The following is a 16,499-nucleotide window of genomic DNA, read 5'->3' as shown; positions in this document are numbered from 1 at the left end:
AGCGTCGGCAGGGCGTCGAGCACCACGAACCGGGCCGGCGTCATGACCCGGGGCAGCGAGCGGGTGCAGTGCGCCCGCAGCTCGGCCGGGGTCGGCCGGACGGGCGGGGTGGGCCGGGCAGCCGGGTCGGCCGGGCCGGTGGGCGCCGTCGGGGTGACGAAGGCGACCAGCGCGGGCCCGCCGGCCGCCGAAGCGTCCAGCACCACGGCCGCGTCGGCGACCTTGCGGTGGGCGCCGAGGACGGCCTCGATCCCGCCGGGCTCGATCCGCTCCCCGTCGATCCACACCTGGTCGTCGGCCCGGCCCAGCCAGTGCAGGTCGCCGTCGGCCGTCCAGCGGGCCAGGTCGCCGGTGCGGTACATCCGCTCGCCCGGCGCGCCGAACGGGCAGGGCAGGAAGCGGTCGGCGGTCAGCTCGGGGCGGTTCAGGTAGCCGCGGGCCAGGCCCGGCCCGGCGAGGTGGATCTCGCCGGTGACGCCGGGCGGGACGGGGCGCAGCTCCTCGTCCAGGACGAACAGCCGGGAGCCGGCGATCGGCTCGCCGAGCGGCGGTACGTCCTCCCCGGACGGCAGGACGCGCAGCGGGCCGGACAGGGCGCCGAGCACGGTGGCCTCGGTCGTCCCGTAGGCGTTGTGCAGCCGGCGGCCGCGCCCCCAGCGGGCCACCGGCTCGGCGTCGAGCGGCTCGCCGCCGCTCACCAGCGCGCGCAGCGCGGGGAACGCCCGGTCGGGCAGCCCGGCCAGGGCGCTCGGGGGCAGCACGGCGTGGCTGATCCGCCGCTGCTCCAGCAGCAGGGCGAGTTCCTCGCCCCGCACCGGGTGGGCGGGCGCCACCACCAGGGCGGCCCGGGAGCGGAAGGCCAGCAGGAGTTCCAGCAGGTACGGGTCGGAGGTGGGGGAGGCCTGCTGGAGCACCCTGGGCTGCTCCCCGTCACCGCCCGCGATCCGGTGCAGCCGCTCGCCGAGCGGGGCCAGCCCGGCGTGGGTGACCACGACGCCCCGGGGCCGCCCGGCCGACCCGGAGGGGTACCGCAGGTACGCGGCGTTCGCGGGGTGGACGGGTGCGGTGGCCGGGCGGTCGCCGGAGTGGTCGGCGAGGGCGTCCAGCAGGTCCGGGTCGTCCAGCAGCAGCGCGGGCGGGGCGCCGACGGGCAGGGCGGCGGCGCCGGCCTCGTCGGTCACCACCAGGGCGGGCCGGGCGTCGGCGAGCACGAACGACAGCCGCTCGACCGGGAACCGGACGTCCAGCGGCAGCACCACCCCGCCCGCCTTGGCCACGGCCAGCACGGCGAGCAGCAGTTCACCGCCGCGCGGCAGGGCGAGCGCGACGGTGCGCTCCGGGCCGACGCCGCGGGCGACCAGTTCGGCGGCCAGCCGGTTCGCCTGCTCGTCCAGTTCGGCGTAGCTGAGGGCGAAGTCGTCCGTCTCCAGGGCAGGGGCGTCCGGCGCGGCCGCCACCGCCTGCTCGAACTGCTCGGCCAGGGTGGCCGGTTCGGGGGCGGGGGCGCCGGTGCCCCAGGCGCCGAGGACGGCTTCGCGCTCGCCCGGGAGCAGCAGCTCCCACCGGGAGATCGGCAGGTCGGGCTGCTCGGTGGCGACGGCGAGCGCGAGCAGCAGGCGCCGGGCCAGTGCCGCGCCGCCCGCCTCGTCGAAGCGGTCGGCGCCGACCGTCAGGGTGCCGCTGATGGTGGCGCGGGCGCGGTCCTCGGTCAGCTCGACGATGACGTCGAACGGGGTGGCGGGGGTGCCCAGGTCGAAGGCCTCGGTGGGCAGCCCGCCGAGCGCCGGCACCGGCTCGGGCTCGCCGTTGAGGCTGGTCATCACCTGGAACAGCGGGTTGCGGCCGGGCCGGCGGGGCGGGTTGAGGGCGGTGACGATCTCGTCGAAGGGCAGGTCCAGGTGGTCGTGCGCGGCGAGGTTGGTCTCCCGCACCCGGGCGATCAGGGTGCGGAAGCTCGGGTCGCCGGAGGTGTCGGCGCGCAGCACGGCGGTGTTGATGAAGCAGCCGACCAGCTCGTCCAGCGCCTGGTCGGAGCGCCCCGCGGTGGGGCTGCCCAGCGGGATGTCGGTGCCGGCGCCGAGGCGGGTGAGCATCGCGGCCACTGCGGCCTGCAGCAGGATGAACACGCTGGCGCCGTGCTCGTGGGCGGCCGCGGTGATCCGCCGGTACAGCTCGGGGCCGGTGTCGACGGGGGTGGGCAGGCCGCGGAAGGTCGGCGCGGCGGGGCGCGGCCGGGCCCCCGGCAGGGCGAGTTCCTCGGGCAGTCCGGCCAGCGCCTCGCGCCAGAACGCCAGGCTGCGGCCGAACGGGCTGTCCCGGTCCTCGGCCCGGCCCAGTTGCTGTGCCTGCCAGAGCGCGAAGTCGGCGTACTGGAGGGGAAGTTCATGCCATTCGGGGGCCCGGCCGGCGGCCCGGGCGGCGTAGCCGGCCGCCAGGTCGCGGCAGAGCGGGGCGAGCGAGAGCCCGTCGCAGGCGATGTGGTGGACGTCCACCAGCAGCACGTGGGTGCGCGGGCCGGTGCTGAACACGTGCAGCCGCAGCGGGACTTCGGCGGTCAGGTCGAACGGGGTGTCCAGTGCCGCCCGCAGCGCCCGCTGGAGGTCGTCGGGGTGGACGGCGACGGTCCGGACCACCCCGGCCAGGGCCTCGGGCGGCTGAATCGACTGGCGCGGCGCACCGGACCGGGTGTCGGCGGGGAAGAGCGTCCGCAGGATCTCGTGCCGCCGGCCGAGGTCGACGGCGGCCGCGGCGAGCGCGGCGAGGTCCAGGGGGCCGTCGATCCGCACCGCCAACGGCATGTGGTAGAAGGCCTGTTGCTGCTGCTGCCCGAGCCGGTTGACGGTCCAGATCCCGCGCTGGGCCATGGACAGCGGAAGCACCTCGGGCCGGGGCCCGGTGGCGGCCGGGATCGCGCTGCGGGCCGGGGCCTCGGCGGGCGCCGCGGTGGTCTCGTCCAGCAGCCTGGCCAGGTCGGCGAGCACCGGGGCCTTGAGGACGTGACGGACGGACAGCTTGACCGACCACTGCCGGCGGATCCGGGCGACCAGCCGGGTGGCCAGCAGGGAGTCCCCGCCGTCGCGCAGGAAGTCGGTGTCCCGGCCGACCGCCTCGGTGCCCAGCAGCCGGGACCAGATTGCGGCGAGGGCCCGCTCGGTGGCGGTCGCGGGGGCGGTGGACCCGGCGGACCCGTCGGTGGCCGGGGCGGGACGGGCGGCCGGGGCCTGCGGGTCGGCGGCGTACTCGACCCGGCCGTCGGCCAGGACGCGCGCCCGGCGCCCGCTCGGCGCGCCCGCCAGCAGCAGCTCGCCGTACACCCCGGTGGGCGCCCGGTTGCCGTACCGGTCGCGGACCTCCGCCTCGGCGCCGTCCGCCGTGGCGGGCCCGTGGGTGCCCAGCGGCAGCCGGCCGACGCCGGTCGCGGCCGTCGGGCCCGTCCCGTCCGCCGTGTCGGTGTCGCCCTCGGCGAGGAAGGCCTCCAGCAGGGCCAGGTAGTCGGCGGCGAGCCGCTCGACCGTCTCCCGCTCGAACAGGTCGCTGGCGTAGTCGAAGGCGAAGCCGACCTCGTCCGCGGTGTAGCTGACCGCCAGCTCCAGGTCGAACTTGGCGGAGTCGTTGCGCATCTCGGTGATCTCGACGGACAGCCCCGGCAGCTCCGGCGGCGGCACCACCTGGTTGACGCTGCACATCACCTGGAACACCGGGTTGCGGGACGGGTCCCGGGCGACGCCGAGCGCCTCCACCACCCGGTCGAACGGCACGTTCTGGTGGGACAGCGCCTCCGCCGCCACCGTCCGTACCTGTCCCAGCAGTTGGCGAAGGCTCGGATCGCCGGCCAGGTCGACCGGCAGCGCCAGGGTGTTGGCGAAATAGCCGATCACCGGCTCCCACTCGGCCCGCGGCCGGTTGGCCACCGGCACGCCGACGACCACCCGGTCCTCGCCGTTGTAGCGGTGCAGCAGCGCGGCGAGCACCGTCACCGCGGTGGCGAACAGCGAGGCCTCGTGCCCCGAGCCCCAGGCGGCCAGCCGCTTCTGGAGGTCCGCCGGGACGGGCACCGTGACGGTGGCGCCCTCGCCGCTGAGCAGCACCGGCCGGGGCAGGTCGGCGGGGATCCCGGCCTCCTCCGGCAGCCGGGCCAACTGCTCGCGCCAGAAGGCCAGCTGGCCCCGGTAGAGCTCCACCGTGGCCGGCTCGGCCTCCCAGGCCGAGTAGTCGGCGTAGCGCACCGCGAGCGGCGCCGGCGCGGTGGCCGGGCCGCCGGCCCGGGCGGTGTAGCAGGCGCCCAGCTCCTGGAAGAGCAGCCCCTCCGACCAGCCGTCGGTGATCGCGTGGTGCAGGGTGACGGCGAGGTGGTGCACCGAGGCCCCGACGCGGATCAGCTTCACCCGGAACAGCGGCCGGCCGGCCAGCGCGAACGGGATCCGGCTCTCCTCCTCGATCAGCGCGATCGCGGCCGGCTCGCCGCGTTCGGTCAGGTCCAGCTGCTCCCAGGGCAGTTCGTCCGGGTCGAGCAGCAGCTGGAAGACCTCGTCCTCGTCGCCGGCGAAGGTGGTGCGCAGACCCTCGTGCCGCGCGACCAGGTCGCCGACCGCGAGCCGCAGGGCCTCGGTGTCGAGCTCGCCGGCCAGCCGGAGCCGGAACGGCACGTTGTAGGTGGAGTTGGGTCCGTTCAGCTGCTCCAGGAACCAGAGCCGCTTCTGCGCCAGCGACGCGGGCGCCCGTCCGCCACCCGGGTGGGCGGCCTCGGTGGCGGGCACGGTGACGGGCGTGGGGGTCGCCTCCTCCGCGAGTGCGCGGGAGAAGACGGCGTCCAGTGCGGCGCGGCCGACCGCGTCGGTGTCGTTCAAGAGACCTTCTGGCCTTCCTGGTCGTGGGGGAGGTGACGTAGCTGACGAAGTGTCAGATGGTGGCTGGGGTGGGGGTGGGGGCCTCGGCGGGGGCGCCGGTCGCCCGGCGCACCGGGGAGAGGCCGAGCAGCAGGGCGGCCAGGCCGATGCCGCCGGCGCACACCACGATCGCCGGCCGGGTGCCCAGGAGGGCGCCGAGGGCGCCGCCGGCCATGGCGCCGAACGGGGTGCCGGCCATCACGATCATCCGGGTGGAGGCGTTCATCCGGCCCTGCATGGTGTCCGGGGTGATCGCGGCCTGGTAGCTGCGGATGTTGACGCTGCTGGAGATCACCAGCACGGCGTAGGCGATCTGGACGAACATCAGCATCGCGAAGGCGATGCCCGCGGGCATCAGCGTCGCGGCGGGGATGACCAGTTCGACGGCGGTCATCGCCACCGTCACCCAGACCACCATCCGGCCGAACGGCAGCAGCCGGCCCAGCCGGGCCGCCAGCAGGGCGCCCACCAGGGAGCCGGCGCCCGTCCCGGCCAGCAGGGCGCCGACCAGGATGCCGGGCAGGTCCAGGGTGCGGGTGACGAAGACCAGGAACAGCGGGTCGATCGCGATGGCGGAGAAGTTGATCAGGAAGGTGGCGGGCACCAGGAAGCGCAGTGTCGGGTTGCCGAAGACGAAGCCGAGGCCCTCGCCGATCTCCTGCCAGAGCGAGGACGGCTCGCCGCCGGTGGGCCTCTCCGGCACCGGCTCGCGCCGGCGGATGCGCAGGGTGCAGGCCGCGGCCAGCCCGAAGGCGAAGACGTCGAGCAGGATGACCACCGGGCCGGTGAGCAGTTGCACCAGCAGGCCGCCGACGGTCCGGCCGCCGATGTTGGAGACCGAACTGCTCAGCTCCAGCTTGCTGTTGCCCTCGACCAGGTCCTCGCGCTCCACCAGGGCGGGCAGGATCGAGGCGCTGCCGATGTCCGAGACGGTGCTGCAGGCGCCGGTGCCGAACACCACCACCAGCAGCAGCGGGACGCTCAGCAGGCCGGCCCAGGCCAGCAGCGGGACGGACAGCAGGATCAGCGAGCGCGCGACGTCCGCCGCCACGATGATCAGCTTCTTCGGCCGCCGGTCCAGCCAGACCCCGACGAACAGGCTGATCAGCAGGTAGGGCAGGAACTCGGTGGCCAGCAGCAGGCCCATCTGGAACACCGAGGCGCCCAGGCTGACCGCGGCGAGCAGCGGGACGGCCACCGCCACCATGTTGGCGCCCAGCGTGGAGAGCGTCTGCCCGGCCCAGAGCCTGCGGAAGTCCGCGTGCTCCCACAGTCCGTCGAGCTTCACGCCGTCGGTCCTTCCTGCGTCGTGAATGCGGAAAGTGGTGGGGGTGCCATGGAAGTCGGATGTCCGGTGCCGCACGTCCGCCGCACGTCCGTCGCGCGTCCGATAAGGCGGGGAACTCGATTCGGCGCCCCTGGAAGCCGCCCCCGGAACGCCAGCATACAGCCGGTAAATGGCCCGGCAAGGGGCAAGATCTCACGTCGCCGGTAAGGGAATTGACCTCTGTCATGATCGCTGCGAGTAGGGTAGTCTCGCCGGGTCTTGCACTGATGAGAGCCGGGGGATCAGTCCAATGCACGACCGTGTCGTTCCGATCTCGCCGCAACAGCGGAGGCTGTGGCTGCTGCACAACCTCCATCCGCGGCTTCCGCTCTACAACGGCCCGGTGGCGCACGAGATCCGCGGAGAACTCGACGTTCCGGCGCTGGAACAGTCGATCCGTGCACTGATATCCCGTCATGCCGCCTTACGCACCGGCTTTTCCGTGATGGACGACCAACCCGTCCAAGTGATAGCCGACCGGCTGGAGTTCAGCCTTGCCGTGCACGACCTGAGGGGGGATCCCGATTCCCTCCGGGCCCGGGTGCGGGAGGCCGCCGCGACGCCCTTCGACCTGGAACGCCCCGGACTCTTCGACATCCGGCTGTTCCGCTCGGCGGACGACGCCTGGACGCTGCTGGTGAACCTGCACCACATCGTCACCGACGGCTGGTCGAACGCGGTGATCAGCACCGAGATCGGCCGGGACTACGCGGCCGCCCTGGCCGGCCGCCCGCTGCCGGTCGCGGAGACGGGGAACGGCTACGGCGCGTACGGCGTCGCGCTGGCCGAGCGGCTGGCCGGTGGACTGGCGGAGCGTCAGCTCGCCTACTGGGCCGAGCACCTGGCCGACGCCCCCGACCTGCTGCGACTCCCGCTGGACCGCCCCCGCCCGGCCCGGCAGCGCTTCCACGGCGAACTGCTGCCCATCGCGCTCGACGCCGCCCTTATCGAGCGGGTGCGGCAGACCGCGGCCCGGCACCGGACCACGGACTACGTGGTGCTGCTGGCCGCCTTCACCCTGCTGATGCACACCTACACCGGCGAGCGGGACGTGGTGGTCGGCGCGCCGGTGTCCACCCGGGACGACGCGGCCCTCGACGAAACCGTCGGATTCTTCGTCAACATCCTTCCGCTGCGCAGCCGGAGCCGGATCGGCGAGAGCTTCTCGGAGTATCTCCAGCGTTGTCGCGCGACGTTCATCGGCGGTTTCCGCAACCAGTCCGTTCCTTTCGACGACATCGTCAAGATGACGGCCAGTCAGGGATCCGTCAGCCACTCGCCGTTGGTGCAGGCGGTATTCGGATACCACCAGGAGCCGGCGCCGGCCCTGCCATTGGACGGCCTGCGGACCAGCCGCTGGAACGTGCCGACCGGATTCGTCCAGACGGACCTGGAGTTCGACCTCACGCGGGCCGCGGACGGTTCCGTGACGGGCGTCATCGCCTATGACAGCGACCTCTTCGACGAGGCCACGATCGCCCGGCTGGGCGCGAACTACCGTGCCCTGCTGGAAGCGGCGCTGGCCGATCCGCAGACACCGCTGGCCCGGCTCGAACCGCGTTCCGCGGCGGAAATCCGGCTCGCCGGCGAGGTGAACGCGACCGACGCCGAGTTCCCGGCGGACGCCTGCCTGCACGAGCTGTTCGAGGCCCAGGCGGCGCGCACCCCGGACGACGTCGCCGTGGTCTCGGAAACGGCCCGGCTCAGCTACCGGGAACTGGACGAGCGGGCCGAGGCGCTGGCCCGGGAGCTGCGGGCCCGGGGCGTGGGCCCCGAGCGGGCGGTGGGCATCTGCCTGGAGCGCTCGGTGGAGCTGGTGGTCGGGCTGCTCGGCATCCTGAAGGCCGGCGGCGCCTACCTGCCGCTGGACCCGGCCAGCCCGCCGGCGAGGATCCGCCAGATCCTGGCCGACGCCGGAGCCCCGGTGCTGCTGGCCGCCCGGGCCCTGGGCGAGGAGATCGACGCGGCCTCGGCCGGCGCCGAGACGCTCGACCCGACGGCCGGCGCCGAACCGCTCGACCCGACGACGCCTCCCGACGCCCCGGTCTCCGCCCCGGCCTGCGCCTCGGCGTTCGAGGCCCCGCACCCGGAGAACCTGGTCTCGGTGTACTACACCTCCGGCTCCACCGGCATGCCCAAGGGCGTGGCCAGCCGGCACCGCGGCTGGGTGAACCGGATGGTCTGGATGCAGCGGCAGCACCGGCTGGCCCGTGGTGAGACCGTGCTGCACAAGACGACGCTGACCTTCGACGACTCCGCCCTGGAGATCTTCTGGCCGCTGTCCGTCGGCGGCCGGGTGGCGGTCCTCGAACCCGGCCGCCACCGGGACCCGGTGGCGGTGCTGGAGGCCGCCACCCGCTACGAGTCGGTGTACCTCCAGGTCGTCCCGAGCATGCTGAACGCGGTGCTCGACCTGGTGGAGCAGGCGCCCGACCGGGTGCCGCCCCGGCTGCGGAACACCACCTCCAGCGGTGAGGCGCTCACCGCCGCGACCGTCGAGCGCTTCCACCGGCTGATGCCGGGCGCGCTGCACAACACCTGGGGCGCGACCGAGGTGTCGATCGACTCGACCTGCCACACGTGCGGCCCGGCCGACGAGACCGCCGCCGGACCGGTGAGCCTGGGCCGCCCGTTCGACAACAACACCGTGCACGTGCTGGACCGCGAGCTGCGGCCGGTCCCGGTCGGCGTGGTCGGCGACCTCCACATCGGCGGCCTCGGCCTGGCCCGCGGCTACCTCAAGGACCCGGCACGGACGGCCGGTGCCTTCCTGCCCGACCCGTTCCGCCCCGGCGAGCGCCTCTACCGCACCGGCGACCAGGGCTTCCTGCACCCCGACGGCGCCTTCCGCTTCGTCGGGCGCAGCGACCACCAGGTGAAGATCCGCGGCATGCGGGTCGAACTCGGCGAGATCGAGACCGTGCTGCTCGGGCACCCGCAGGTGCGGGAGGCCGTGGTGGTGGTCGCGGCCGAGGGCCCGGCGCAGCGGCTGGTGGCCTTCGTCACCGCCGCCGACCCGGCCGACCCGCCGGGCTTCGAGGCGGTCCGCGAGCACGCCAAGGAGTGGCTGCCGCACTACATGATCCCGGCCCAGCTGGTGGTCGAGCGGGCCTTCCCGCTGAACGCCAACGGCAAGGTGGACCGCCGGGCACTCACGGTGCCCGAGCCGCCGGCCGGTTCGCAGGCCGCCGGGAGCGAGGCGCCGCGGACGCCGTCCGAGCAGTTCGTCGCCGGGGTGTGGCGGGAGTTGCTCGGGGTCGAGCGGATCGGCGCCGAGGACGGCTTCTTCCTGCTCGGCGGGCACTCGCTGATCGCCACCCGGTTCACCGCGCGGGTGCGCCAGCGGCTGGGCGTGGAGTTCCCGCTGGTCACGCTCTACTCGGAGCCGACGGTACGGGCGACGGCCAGGACCCTGGAGGAGCTGGTCACGCGGAAGCTGGCCGCCGACGCCCGGCCGGCCGCGGCAGGAGAGCCCGCGGAGGCCCAGGCGTGAGCGGAGGCTGGGACGCCGTGGTGGTGGGCGCCCGGGTCGCCGGCGCCGCCACCGCGCTGCTGCTGGCCCGCAGCGGCCACCGGGTGCTGCTGATCGACCGGGCGGCCTTCCCCTCGGACACCGCCTCCACCCTCTACATCCACCAGCCCGGGGTGGCCAAGCTCGCCGAGTGGGGCGTGCTCCCGGCGCTGCTGGACTCCGGCTGCCCCGCGCTGGACACCATCGGCTACGAGGTCGGCGGCGTCCGGCTGGCCGGCCCGGCGCCGGTGATGCCGGGTGCGCCGGCCGCCTTCGCGCCGCGCCGCCGGGTGCTGGACCAACTGCTGGTCGACGCTGCCGTCAAGGCGGGCGTGGAGTTCGCCGACCGGGCCAACCTCCAGGAGCTGGTCCACTCCGACGGCCGGGTCACCGGGGTGCGCTTTCGCACCGCGAGCGGGGTGCGCACCGAGCACGCCCGGCTGGTGGTCGGGGCCGACGGGATGCGCTCCCGGGTGGCCCGACTGGTCGACGCCCCGGTCGAGTCGGGCGACCCACGGGCCAGCTGCGTGTACTACACCGGCTGGACCGGCCTCAGCACCGGCTTCGGCTTCCACGAGAGCCCCGGGAACTGGATCGTCCGGATCCCCACCCACGACGACCTCACCCTGATTTCCACCTACTTCCCGCAGGACCGTTTCACCGAGATCAGACAGGACCCGTTCCGCCACCACCTGGCGGCCGTCCGCGCCACCGCGCCCGGGCTGTACCAGCAGCTCACCGAGGCGGAGCAGGTCGAGCCGATCATCGGGACGGGCGACCAGCAGAACTACTTCCGCCGCGGGCACGGCCCCGGCTGGGTGCTGGTCGGCGACGCCGGGCACCACCTGGACACCATCAGCGCCCGCGGCATCACCAACGCCCTGCTCCAGGCCGCCTTCCTGGCGGAGGAGCTGACCGTCGATCCGGCGGACCCGGTACGGCTGGACGCCGCCCTGGCCCGGTTCACCCGCCGCCGCGACGAGGCGCTGACCGAGCCGTACCAGAGCACGCTGGAGCTGGCTCGGCTGACCGTCACGCCCGCCCGGCTGCGGATGCTGCGCGAGATCGCCGAGTCGCCCGCACTGACCGGCCGCTACTTCGCCGTCGTCGCCGGGATGCTCGGCATCGACGAGCTCTTCGACGACGAGGATCTCGACGACGACGAGCTCTTCGACGACGACGGTCCCGATGACGACGACGTGTGCTGATCCCACCCCTGGAGGAACCGCAATGAGTCCCGCTCCACTCTCGCTCTGGGGCGGCGAGTCCCGACCGCCCTGCCTCCTGGCCGCGTTCGAGGAGCAGGCCCTCGCCAGGGCCGGGGAGACCGCCGTCGTCGACGGTGGGCTGAGCCTGACCTACGGCGAGCTGCTGGCCCAAGTCCGGGGCATCGCCGAGGGCCTGGCCGCGGCCGGGATCGGCCCGGGGGACCGGGTCGCCGTCACCGGCCGGCGCAGCGCCGCGGTGGTGGCCGCGATGCTCGGCACCATGTGGGCCGGCGCCGCCTACCTGCCGCTGGACCGCGAGTACCCGGCGGCCCGGCTCGCCCACATGCTCAAGGACAGTGGCGCCGGCCTGCTGCTGTACGCGGACGAGCCGCCGGAGTTCGAGGTGCCGGTGCCCAGCCTGCCGATCGCCGGCCTGCCGACCACCGGCACGGCCGACCCGGTGGACTGCCGGCCCGAGCTGTGGACGTACATCATCTACACCTCCGGCTCCACCGGTCTGCCCAAGGGCGTCGCCGTGCCGCACAGCTGCCTGGACACGATGGCCGACTGGCAGCGCAACCACTCCGTCCGGCCCGAGCTGCGCACCGCCCAGTTCGCCCCGCTGAACTTCGACGTCTCCTTCCAGGAGGTGCTGGGCACCCTGTGCGGCGGCGGCACGCTCGTGGTGGTGCCGGAGGAGCTGCGCCAGGACCCGTTCGAGCTGCTGGAGTGGCTGGGCGAGCACCGGATCGAGCGGCTCTTCCTGCCGTACGTCGCGCTGCAGATGCTCGCGGTGGCCGCCGCCGAGGAGGAGTCGCTGGACCACCTGGCGCTGGCCGAGGTCAACGCGGCCGGGGAGCAGCTGGTCTGCACCCCGGACATCCGGGCGCTGTTCGCCCGGCTGCCGCAGTGCCGGCTGAACAACCACTACGGGCAGAGCGAGTCCGCGATGGTCACGGCGCACACCCTGACCGGCCCCAGCGACTCCTGGCCCGCCCTGCCGCCGATCGGCGCGCCGCTGCCGGGCTGCGAGCTGCTGATCGACCCGCTGGACGCGGCCGAGCCGAACGTCGGCGAACTGCTGGTGGCCGGTGCGCCGTTGTCGCCCGGCTACCTCAACCAGCCGGAGCTGAACGCCCGGCGCTTCGTCAGCGTCGACCCGACCCCGCAGGGGCACACCGCGGCCTTCCGCACCGGCGACCTGGTCCGGCTGGCGGACGGCGAGGTGACCTTCCTGGCCCGCCGGGACAAGGACGTGAAGATCCGCGGCTACCGGGTCAACCTGCTGGAGGTCGAGGTGCGGCTGCTGGAGCTGCCCACCGTCTCCGCGGCGGTCTGCGTCGCCCTGGACGACGCGCAGGGCTCGCGCTCGCTGCACTGCGCGGTGACCGTCGACGCGGGCGCCGGGCCGCTGGACGGCGCCCGGGCGGCGGAGGAACTGCGCCGCCACCTGCCGGATCCGTACATCCCGCGCTCCTTCAGCACGGTGGCCGTGCTGCCGCGCACCCACAGCGGCAAGGTCGACCGGGACGCGGTGGCCCGCACGCTCGCCGGGCGCTGACCGTACGCCGAAAGGGCCGGCTGGGAGGCCGGCCCTTTCGGCGTGCCCGGCCTCAGCGCAGCGACGGCCGGGTGCTGGTGCCGCGCCGCTCGGTGACGATGGCGGCGACCGCGGCCACGGTGTCGGCGGCGATCAGGTCGGCCACCTTCAGCGCGGTGCCGAACCGCCGGTTGAGCCGTCCGACGACCTGGATGGCGGCCAGCGAGTTGCCTCCCAGGTCGATGAACGAGGCGGCGGCGCCTGGGACTTCGGGCAGGCCCAGGACCTCGTGCCAGGTCTCGCCGACGGCGGTGCGGACGGCCGGGTCGGCGGGGCGCTCGGTCGCGGCGGGGGCGGTCGCGGCCTCGGCGGCGAGCCGTTCCAGCTCCGGTCGGGCGATCTTGCCGTTCTGGTTCACCGGCAGTTCGGCGAGCGCGAACACCCGGGCCGGGACCATGCTCTCCGGCAGCCGCGCGCGCAGGTGGGCGCGCAGCTGCTCGACGGAGGCCCCGGCGGTTCCGGCCACCGAGACGTAGGCGGCCAGTGACTGGGCGATGCCCGCCGCGTCGCGCACCGGCACCACGACGGCGTCCGCCACCGCCGGGTGCTCGCGCAGACAGGACTGGATCTCGCCCAGCTCGATCCGCACGCCGCCGATCTTCACCTGGTGGTCGACCCGGCCGATCAGCTCCAGCTCGCCGTCCGCCCGCAGCCGGGCCAGGTCGCCGGTGCGGTACAGCCGGGCGCCGGGGACGGCGGAGAACGGGTCGGGCAGGAAGCGCTCGGCGGTGAAGGCGGGCCGGTCCTGGTAGCCCCAGCCGACGCCCAGCCCGCCGAGGAACAGCTCGCCGAGCTGGTCCACCGCGGCGGGCGTGCCGAAGGCGTCCAGCACGTGGGCGCTCTGGTTGGTCATCGGCCGCCCGTACGGGATCGAGCGCCAGCGCGGGTCGACGGCCGTGACGTCGTAGTAGGTGCTGTCCACCGAGACCTCGGTGGCGCCGCCCAGGCTGATGAAGCGGGCCTGCGGGAAGGCCCTGCGGACGGCCTCGGGCTGGGCCAGCGGGATCCAGTCCCCGCCCAGCAGGAAGGCCCGCAGCGCGCCGGCCCGGCCGGTGCCCCAGGTGCGCAGGAACTGCGCCAGCGAGGACGGGACGGAGTGCCAGACGGTGATCCCGGCGTGCTCGACCAGCTCGGCCCAGTGCTCGACGTCGTTCTCCCGGCCGCGCTCGGGCAGCACCAGCGTGGCGCCGGTCATCAGCGCGGCGAACACGTCGTAGACCGTCATGTCGAAGCTCGGCGAGGAGACGCCGAGGATCCGGTCGCCGGGGCCGAGGCCGTAGCGGGCGCTGAGGTCGAGGATCATGCTGGTCCGGCCGACGTGGTCGAGCAGGGCGCCCTTGGGCTCGCCGGAGGAGCCGGAGGTGAAGATGACGTAGGCGAGGTCCCGGCCGGTCACCGGGACGTCCGGGCGGGGCTCCCCGGCGGTGGCCGACGGCGGTTCCCCGACCGGGCCGAGGACGATCACCGGGACCTCTTCGGTGCTGCCGTCCGCGCCGTTGGCGGCGCCCGCCGTGTCGGCGACCACCACGTCCACCCGGCCCAGCCGGTGCAGCACCGCGCGGCGGTGGGCGGGCAGCATCGGGTCCAGCGGGACGAAGGCCGCGCCGGTCTTCAGCGCCGCGTACGCCGCCACCACCAGCTCGACGCCGCGGGTCGCCGCCACGCCGACCCGGCCGCCGATCCCCACCCCGAGCCCGGCCAGCCGGGCGGCCAGGGCCTCGGCCCTGGCGTCGAGTTCGCCGTAGCTGAGGCTCACCGGGCCCTGGACCACGGCGATCCGCTCCGGGGCCGCGGCCGCCTGCCGCTCCACCCGGTGGTGCAGGCAGACCGGCTCGGACAGCGGTGGCTGCGGGCGGTTCAACTCCGCGACCAGCTCCCGTTCGGTGGTGGTCAGGTGGTCGACCCGGTCGATCCGGAGCTCGTCGGGGGCGTCGAGGCAGGCCGCCAGGTGGGCGGTGATCCGGGTCAGCGCCTGCGCGTCGTCGGGCCGGGCGGCGGCCCGCAGCCGCAGCGTCCAGCTGCCGTCGGCGGCGGGGGAGAAGGCGAACACGGCCGGTGAGGACTGGGGATCGACGGACAGCTCCAGCCCGCCCCGGAAGCCCGTCAGGTGCCGGGCGAAGACGGCCCGGCAGGCTCCGAGGGTGGGCGTGGAGGATCCGGTTCCGGCCAGTTCGGCGGGCTCGGTGCGCCAGGCCGTCCACTCCCGGGTGGCGTCGGTGCGGCCCCAGACGGTGACCGGCCGCAGGCCGCCGTAGCGCAGCAGCAGCGCGCACAGCCCGGCGGCGAGGTCCGAGGGCGCGGCCGCCCGCAGGCCGGTCAGCGGCCCGGACTCGACGGCGTCGGTGTGGTCGCTCCACAGCACCGGGAGGACGGGATCGGCGTGCTCGGTCATGTCGCGGCTCCAGGGTCTCCGGGGTGGGAATCGGATCGGGTGCGGGCGAGCAGCCGGGAGGCGCGGGCACCGGGGCGCTCCACGGCCGCCCGGAGCAGCCCCCGCAGCTGGTCGGCCAGGCCGGCGGCCCACGGCGCGTCGAACGCCTCGGTGGAGTACTCGATGCTGAGCAGGAAGTCCGGGCCGTCCTCGATGAAGGTCACCGTGGCGTCGAAGGCGTGCTGCCCGGGGTACAGGTCGACGTCCTCGCAGGCCACGCCCGGCAGTTCCGGGCGGCCCGGGGAGCTGCCGCCGGTGCGCAGCTGCAGGGTGACCCGGGCCAGCGGGTTGCGGCCGGGGCTGCGGGCGGGGGCGAGGCGGCGCACCACGGTGGCGAACGGCACCTCGTGGTCGATGGCCCGCAGATTGGCGGCGTTCAGCCGGGCGGCCAGCTCGCAGAAGGCCGGGTCGTCGGCGAGGTCGGTGCGCAGCACCACCATGTTGACGAAGTAGCCGATCAGCGGTTCGAGTTCCGGCTCGCCGCGGCCCGCGAGCAGGGTGGCGAAGGCGGTGTCGGGGCGGCCGGTGCGCTCGGTCAGGGCGAGTGAGAAGGCCGCGCCGAGCCACGAGAACAGCGACACCCGGGCGGCCCGGGCCAGCTCGGTGAGGGCGCGGCGCAGCCCCGGGTCCAGGCGCACCACCAGCCGGTCGGCGGCGAAGGACGGCCGGCGGGGGCGCGGGCGCCCGTCCGCCAGGTCGACCGTCGGCGCGTCGCGCAGCGCCTCCGCCCAGTGGCCGAGCAGTTCCTCCAGCTCCGGGCCCTGGAAGCAGTCCCGCTGCCACCGGGCGTACCGCCGGTAGGGCACCGGCAGTTCGGGCAGCGCCGCCTCCGGGTCCGTGCCGGCCAGCAGCGCCGCGTACCCGGCGGACAGTTCGTCGGTGAGCACCCGCAAGGACCATCCGTCGGTGGCGATGTGATGCATCACCAGGCTGAGCACGTGTTCCTCCGGGCCGAGCCGGAACAGCCGCAGCCGGAACGGCCGGCCCGCCGCCAGGTCGAAGGGCTCGCGCGCCTCCCGGTGCAGCGCGGCCGCCAGCTCGTCCCCGTCGGCGACCTCGTACAGCGGCAACTCGGCCTCGCCGGGCGGGAGGACCTGCTGGTACGGCTCGCCGTCGTCCTCCCGGAAGGCGGTGCGCAGCACCTCCTGGCGGCGCACCACCACCGTCAGCGCGGCCCGCAGCAGATCGGTGCGCATCGGGCCGCGCAGCCGGAAGGCGAGCGGGACGTGGTAGGCGGCGGTGCCGGGCGCCAGCTGCTCGAACATCCACAACGCCTCCTGACCGGAGGACAGTTCGTACCGCTCGGCCGGGTCGGTCGCGCCGACGGAACCGGGCATCGTGCTCCCATCGCTGGAGGGGGTCGGGGCGTTCGGAGGGCCGGGGCGAGTGCCGGGGCGGAGTGCAGGGGCGGAGGGCCGGCGCGTCGCCGTGCCGCCCGGGGCGTCGGGGCGGAAAGGGCGGGCCGGCCGGCGGGCGATCAAGGACCAGTCTGTCAGCGATGCGCACGCTGCGGAAGATCCTTCCGGGCGGAGGGCC

7 protein-coding genes are annotated in these 16,499 nt (G+C 74.9%); 3 read left to right on the top strand and 4 right to left on the bottom strand.

The window, feature by feature from the left end:
• Positions 1-4,847 (bottom strand): non-ribosomal peptide synthetase (locus BG452_RS41115; protein ID WP_188309469.1); only part of this gene is annotated, 4,847 nt, incomplete at its 3' end.
• Positions 4,848-4,899: 52 nt separating this feature from the next.
• Entirely contained in the window at positions 4,900-6,174 is a 1,275-nt protein-coding gene (locus BG452_RS41110; RefSeq protein WP_317621476.1) for an MFS transporter, read from the bottom strand.
• A 289-nt stretch (positions 6,175-6,463) separates the two neighbouring features.
• Between BG452_RS41110 and BG452_RS41105 the strand changes: the two genes are divergently transcribed.
• Genes BG452_RS41105 through BG452_RS41095 form a run of 3 tightly spaced genes read left to right on the top strand, consistent with a single transcriptional unit; the run spans position 6,464 to position 12,493 of the window.
• On the top strand, positions 6,464-9,706 hold the full coding sequence (locus tag BG452_RS41105; RefSeq protein ID WP_188309468.1) for a non-ribosomal peptide synthetase: 3,243 nt from the start codon (positions 6,464-6,466) through the stop codon (positions 9,704-9,706).
• Entirely contained in the window at positions 9,703-10,932 is a 1,230-nt protein-coding gene (locus tag BG452_RS41100) for an NAD(P)/FAD-dependent oxidoreductase (RefSeq protein WP_188309467.1), read from the top strand. Before BG452_RS41105 ends, BG452_RS41100 begins: the two co-directional genes overlap by 4 nt.
• A 22-nt stretch (positions 10,933-10,954) precedes the next feature.
• On the top strand, positions 10,955-12,493 hold the full coding sequence (locus BG452_RS41095) for an AMP-binding protein (RefSeq protein WP_188309466.1): 1,539 nt from the start codon (positions 10,955-10,957) through the stop codon (positions 12,491-12,493).
• A gap of 52 nt (positions 12,494-12,545) precedes the next feature.
• Here the strand turns inward: BG452_RS41095 and BG452_RS41090 are convergent, their stop codons facing one another.
• Both BG452_RS41090 and BG452_RS41085 read right to left on the bottom strand, forming a co-directional pair.
• Positions 12,546-14,924 carry a non-ribosomal peptide synthetase gene (locus BG452_RS41090; protein WP_188309465.1) on the bottom strand — a complete coding sequence of 793 codons (2,379 nt, stop codon included), beginning with the start codon at positions 14,922-14,924 and terminating at the stop codon, positions 12,546-12,548.
• Positions 14,921-16,300 carry a condensation domain-containing protein gene (locus tag BG452_RS41085; protein WP_188309464.1) on the bottom strand — a complete coding sequence of 460 codons (1,380 nt, stop codon included), beginning with the start codon at positions 16,298-16,300 and terminating at the stop codon, positions 14,921-14,923. The genes BG452_RS41090 and BG452_RS41085 overlap by 4 nt, the downstream gene beginning before the upstream one ends.
• Between the last annotated feature and the right edge of the window lie 199 nt (positions 16,301-16,499).

Source organism: Streptomyces sp. CBMA123 (genome assembly GCF_014596465.1).
Lineage (GTDB): Bacteria > Actinomycetota > Actinomycetes > Streptomycetales > Streptomycetaceae > Kitasatospora.
The sequence above is the reverse complement of the archived record's forward strand: the minus strand, read 5'-3'. Positions and strand labels throughout refer to the sequence as shown.

What these genes read in the sequence shown, in the direction of transcription:
- BG452_RS41095 (WP_188309466.1), top strand. Translation starts at nt 10,955, where the DNA reads ATGAGTCCCGCTCCACTCTCGCTCTGGGGCGGCGAGTCCCGACCGCCC.
- BG452_RS41105 (WP_188309468.1), top strand. Translation starts at nt 6,464, where the DNA reads ATGCACGACCGTGTCGTTCCGATCTCGCCGCAACAGCGGAGGCTGTGG.
- BG452_RS41090 (WP_188309465.1), bottom strand. Translation starts at nt 14,924, where the DNA reads ATGACCGAGCACGCCGATCCCGTCCTCCCGGTGCTGTGGAGCGACCAC.
- BG452_RS41085 (WP_188309464.1), bottom strand. Translation starts at nt 16,300, where the DNA reads ATGCCCGGTTCCGTCGGCGCGACCGACCCGGCCGAGCGGTACGAACTG.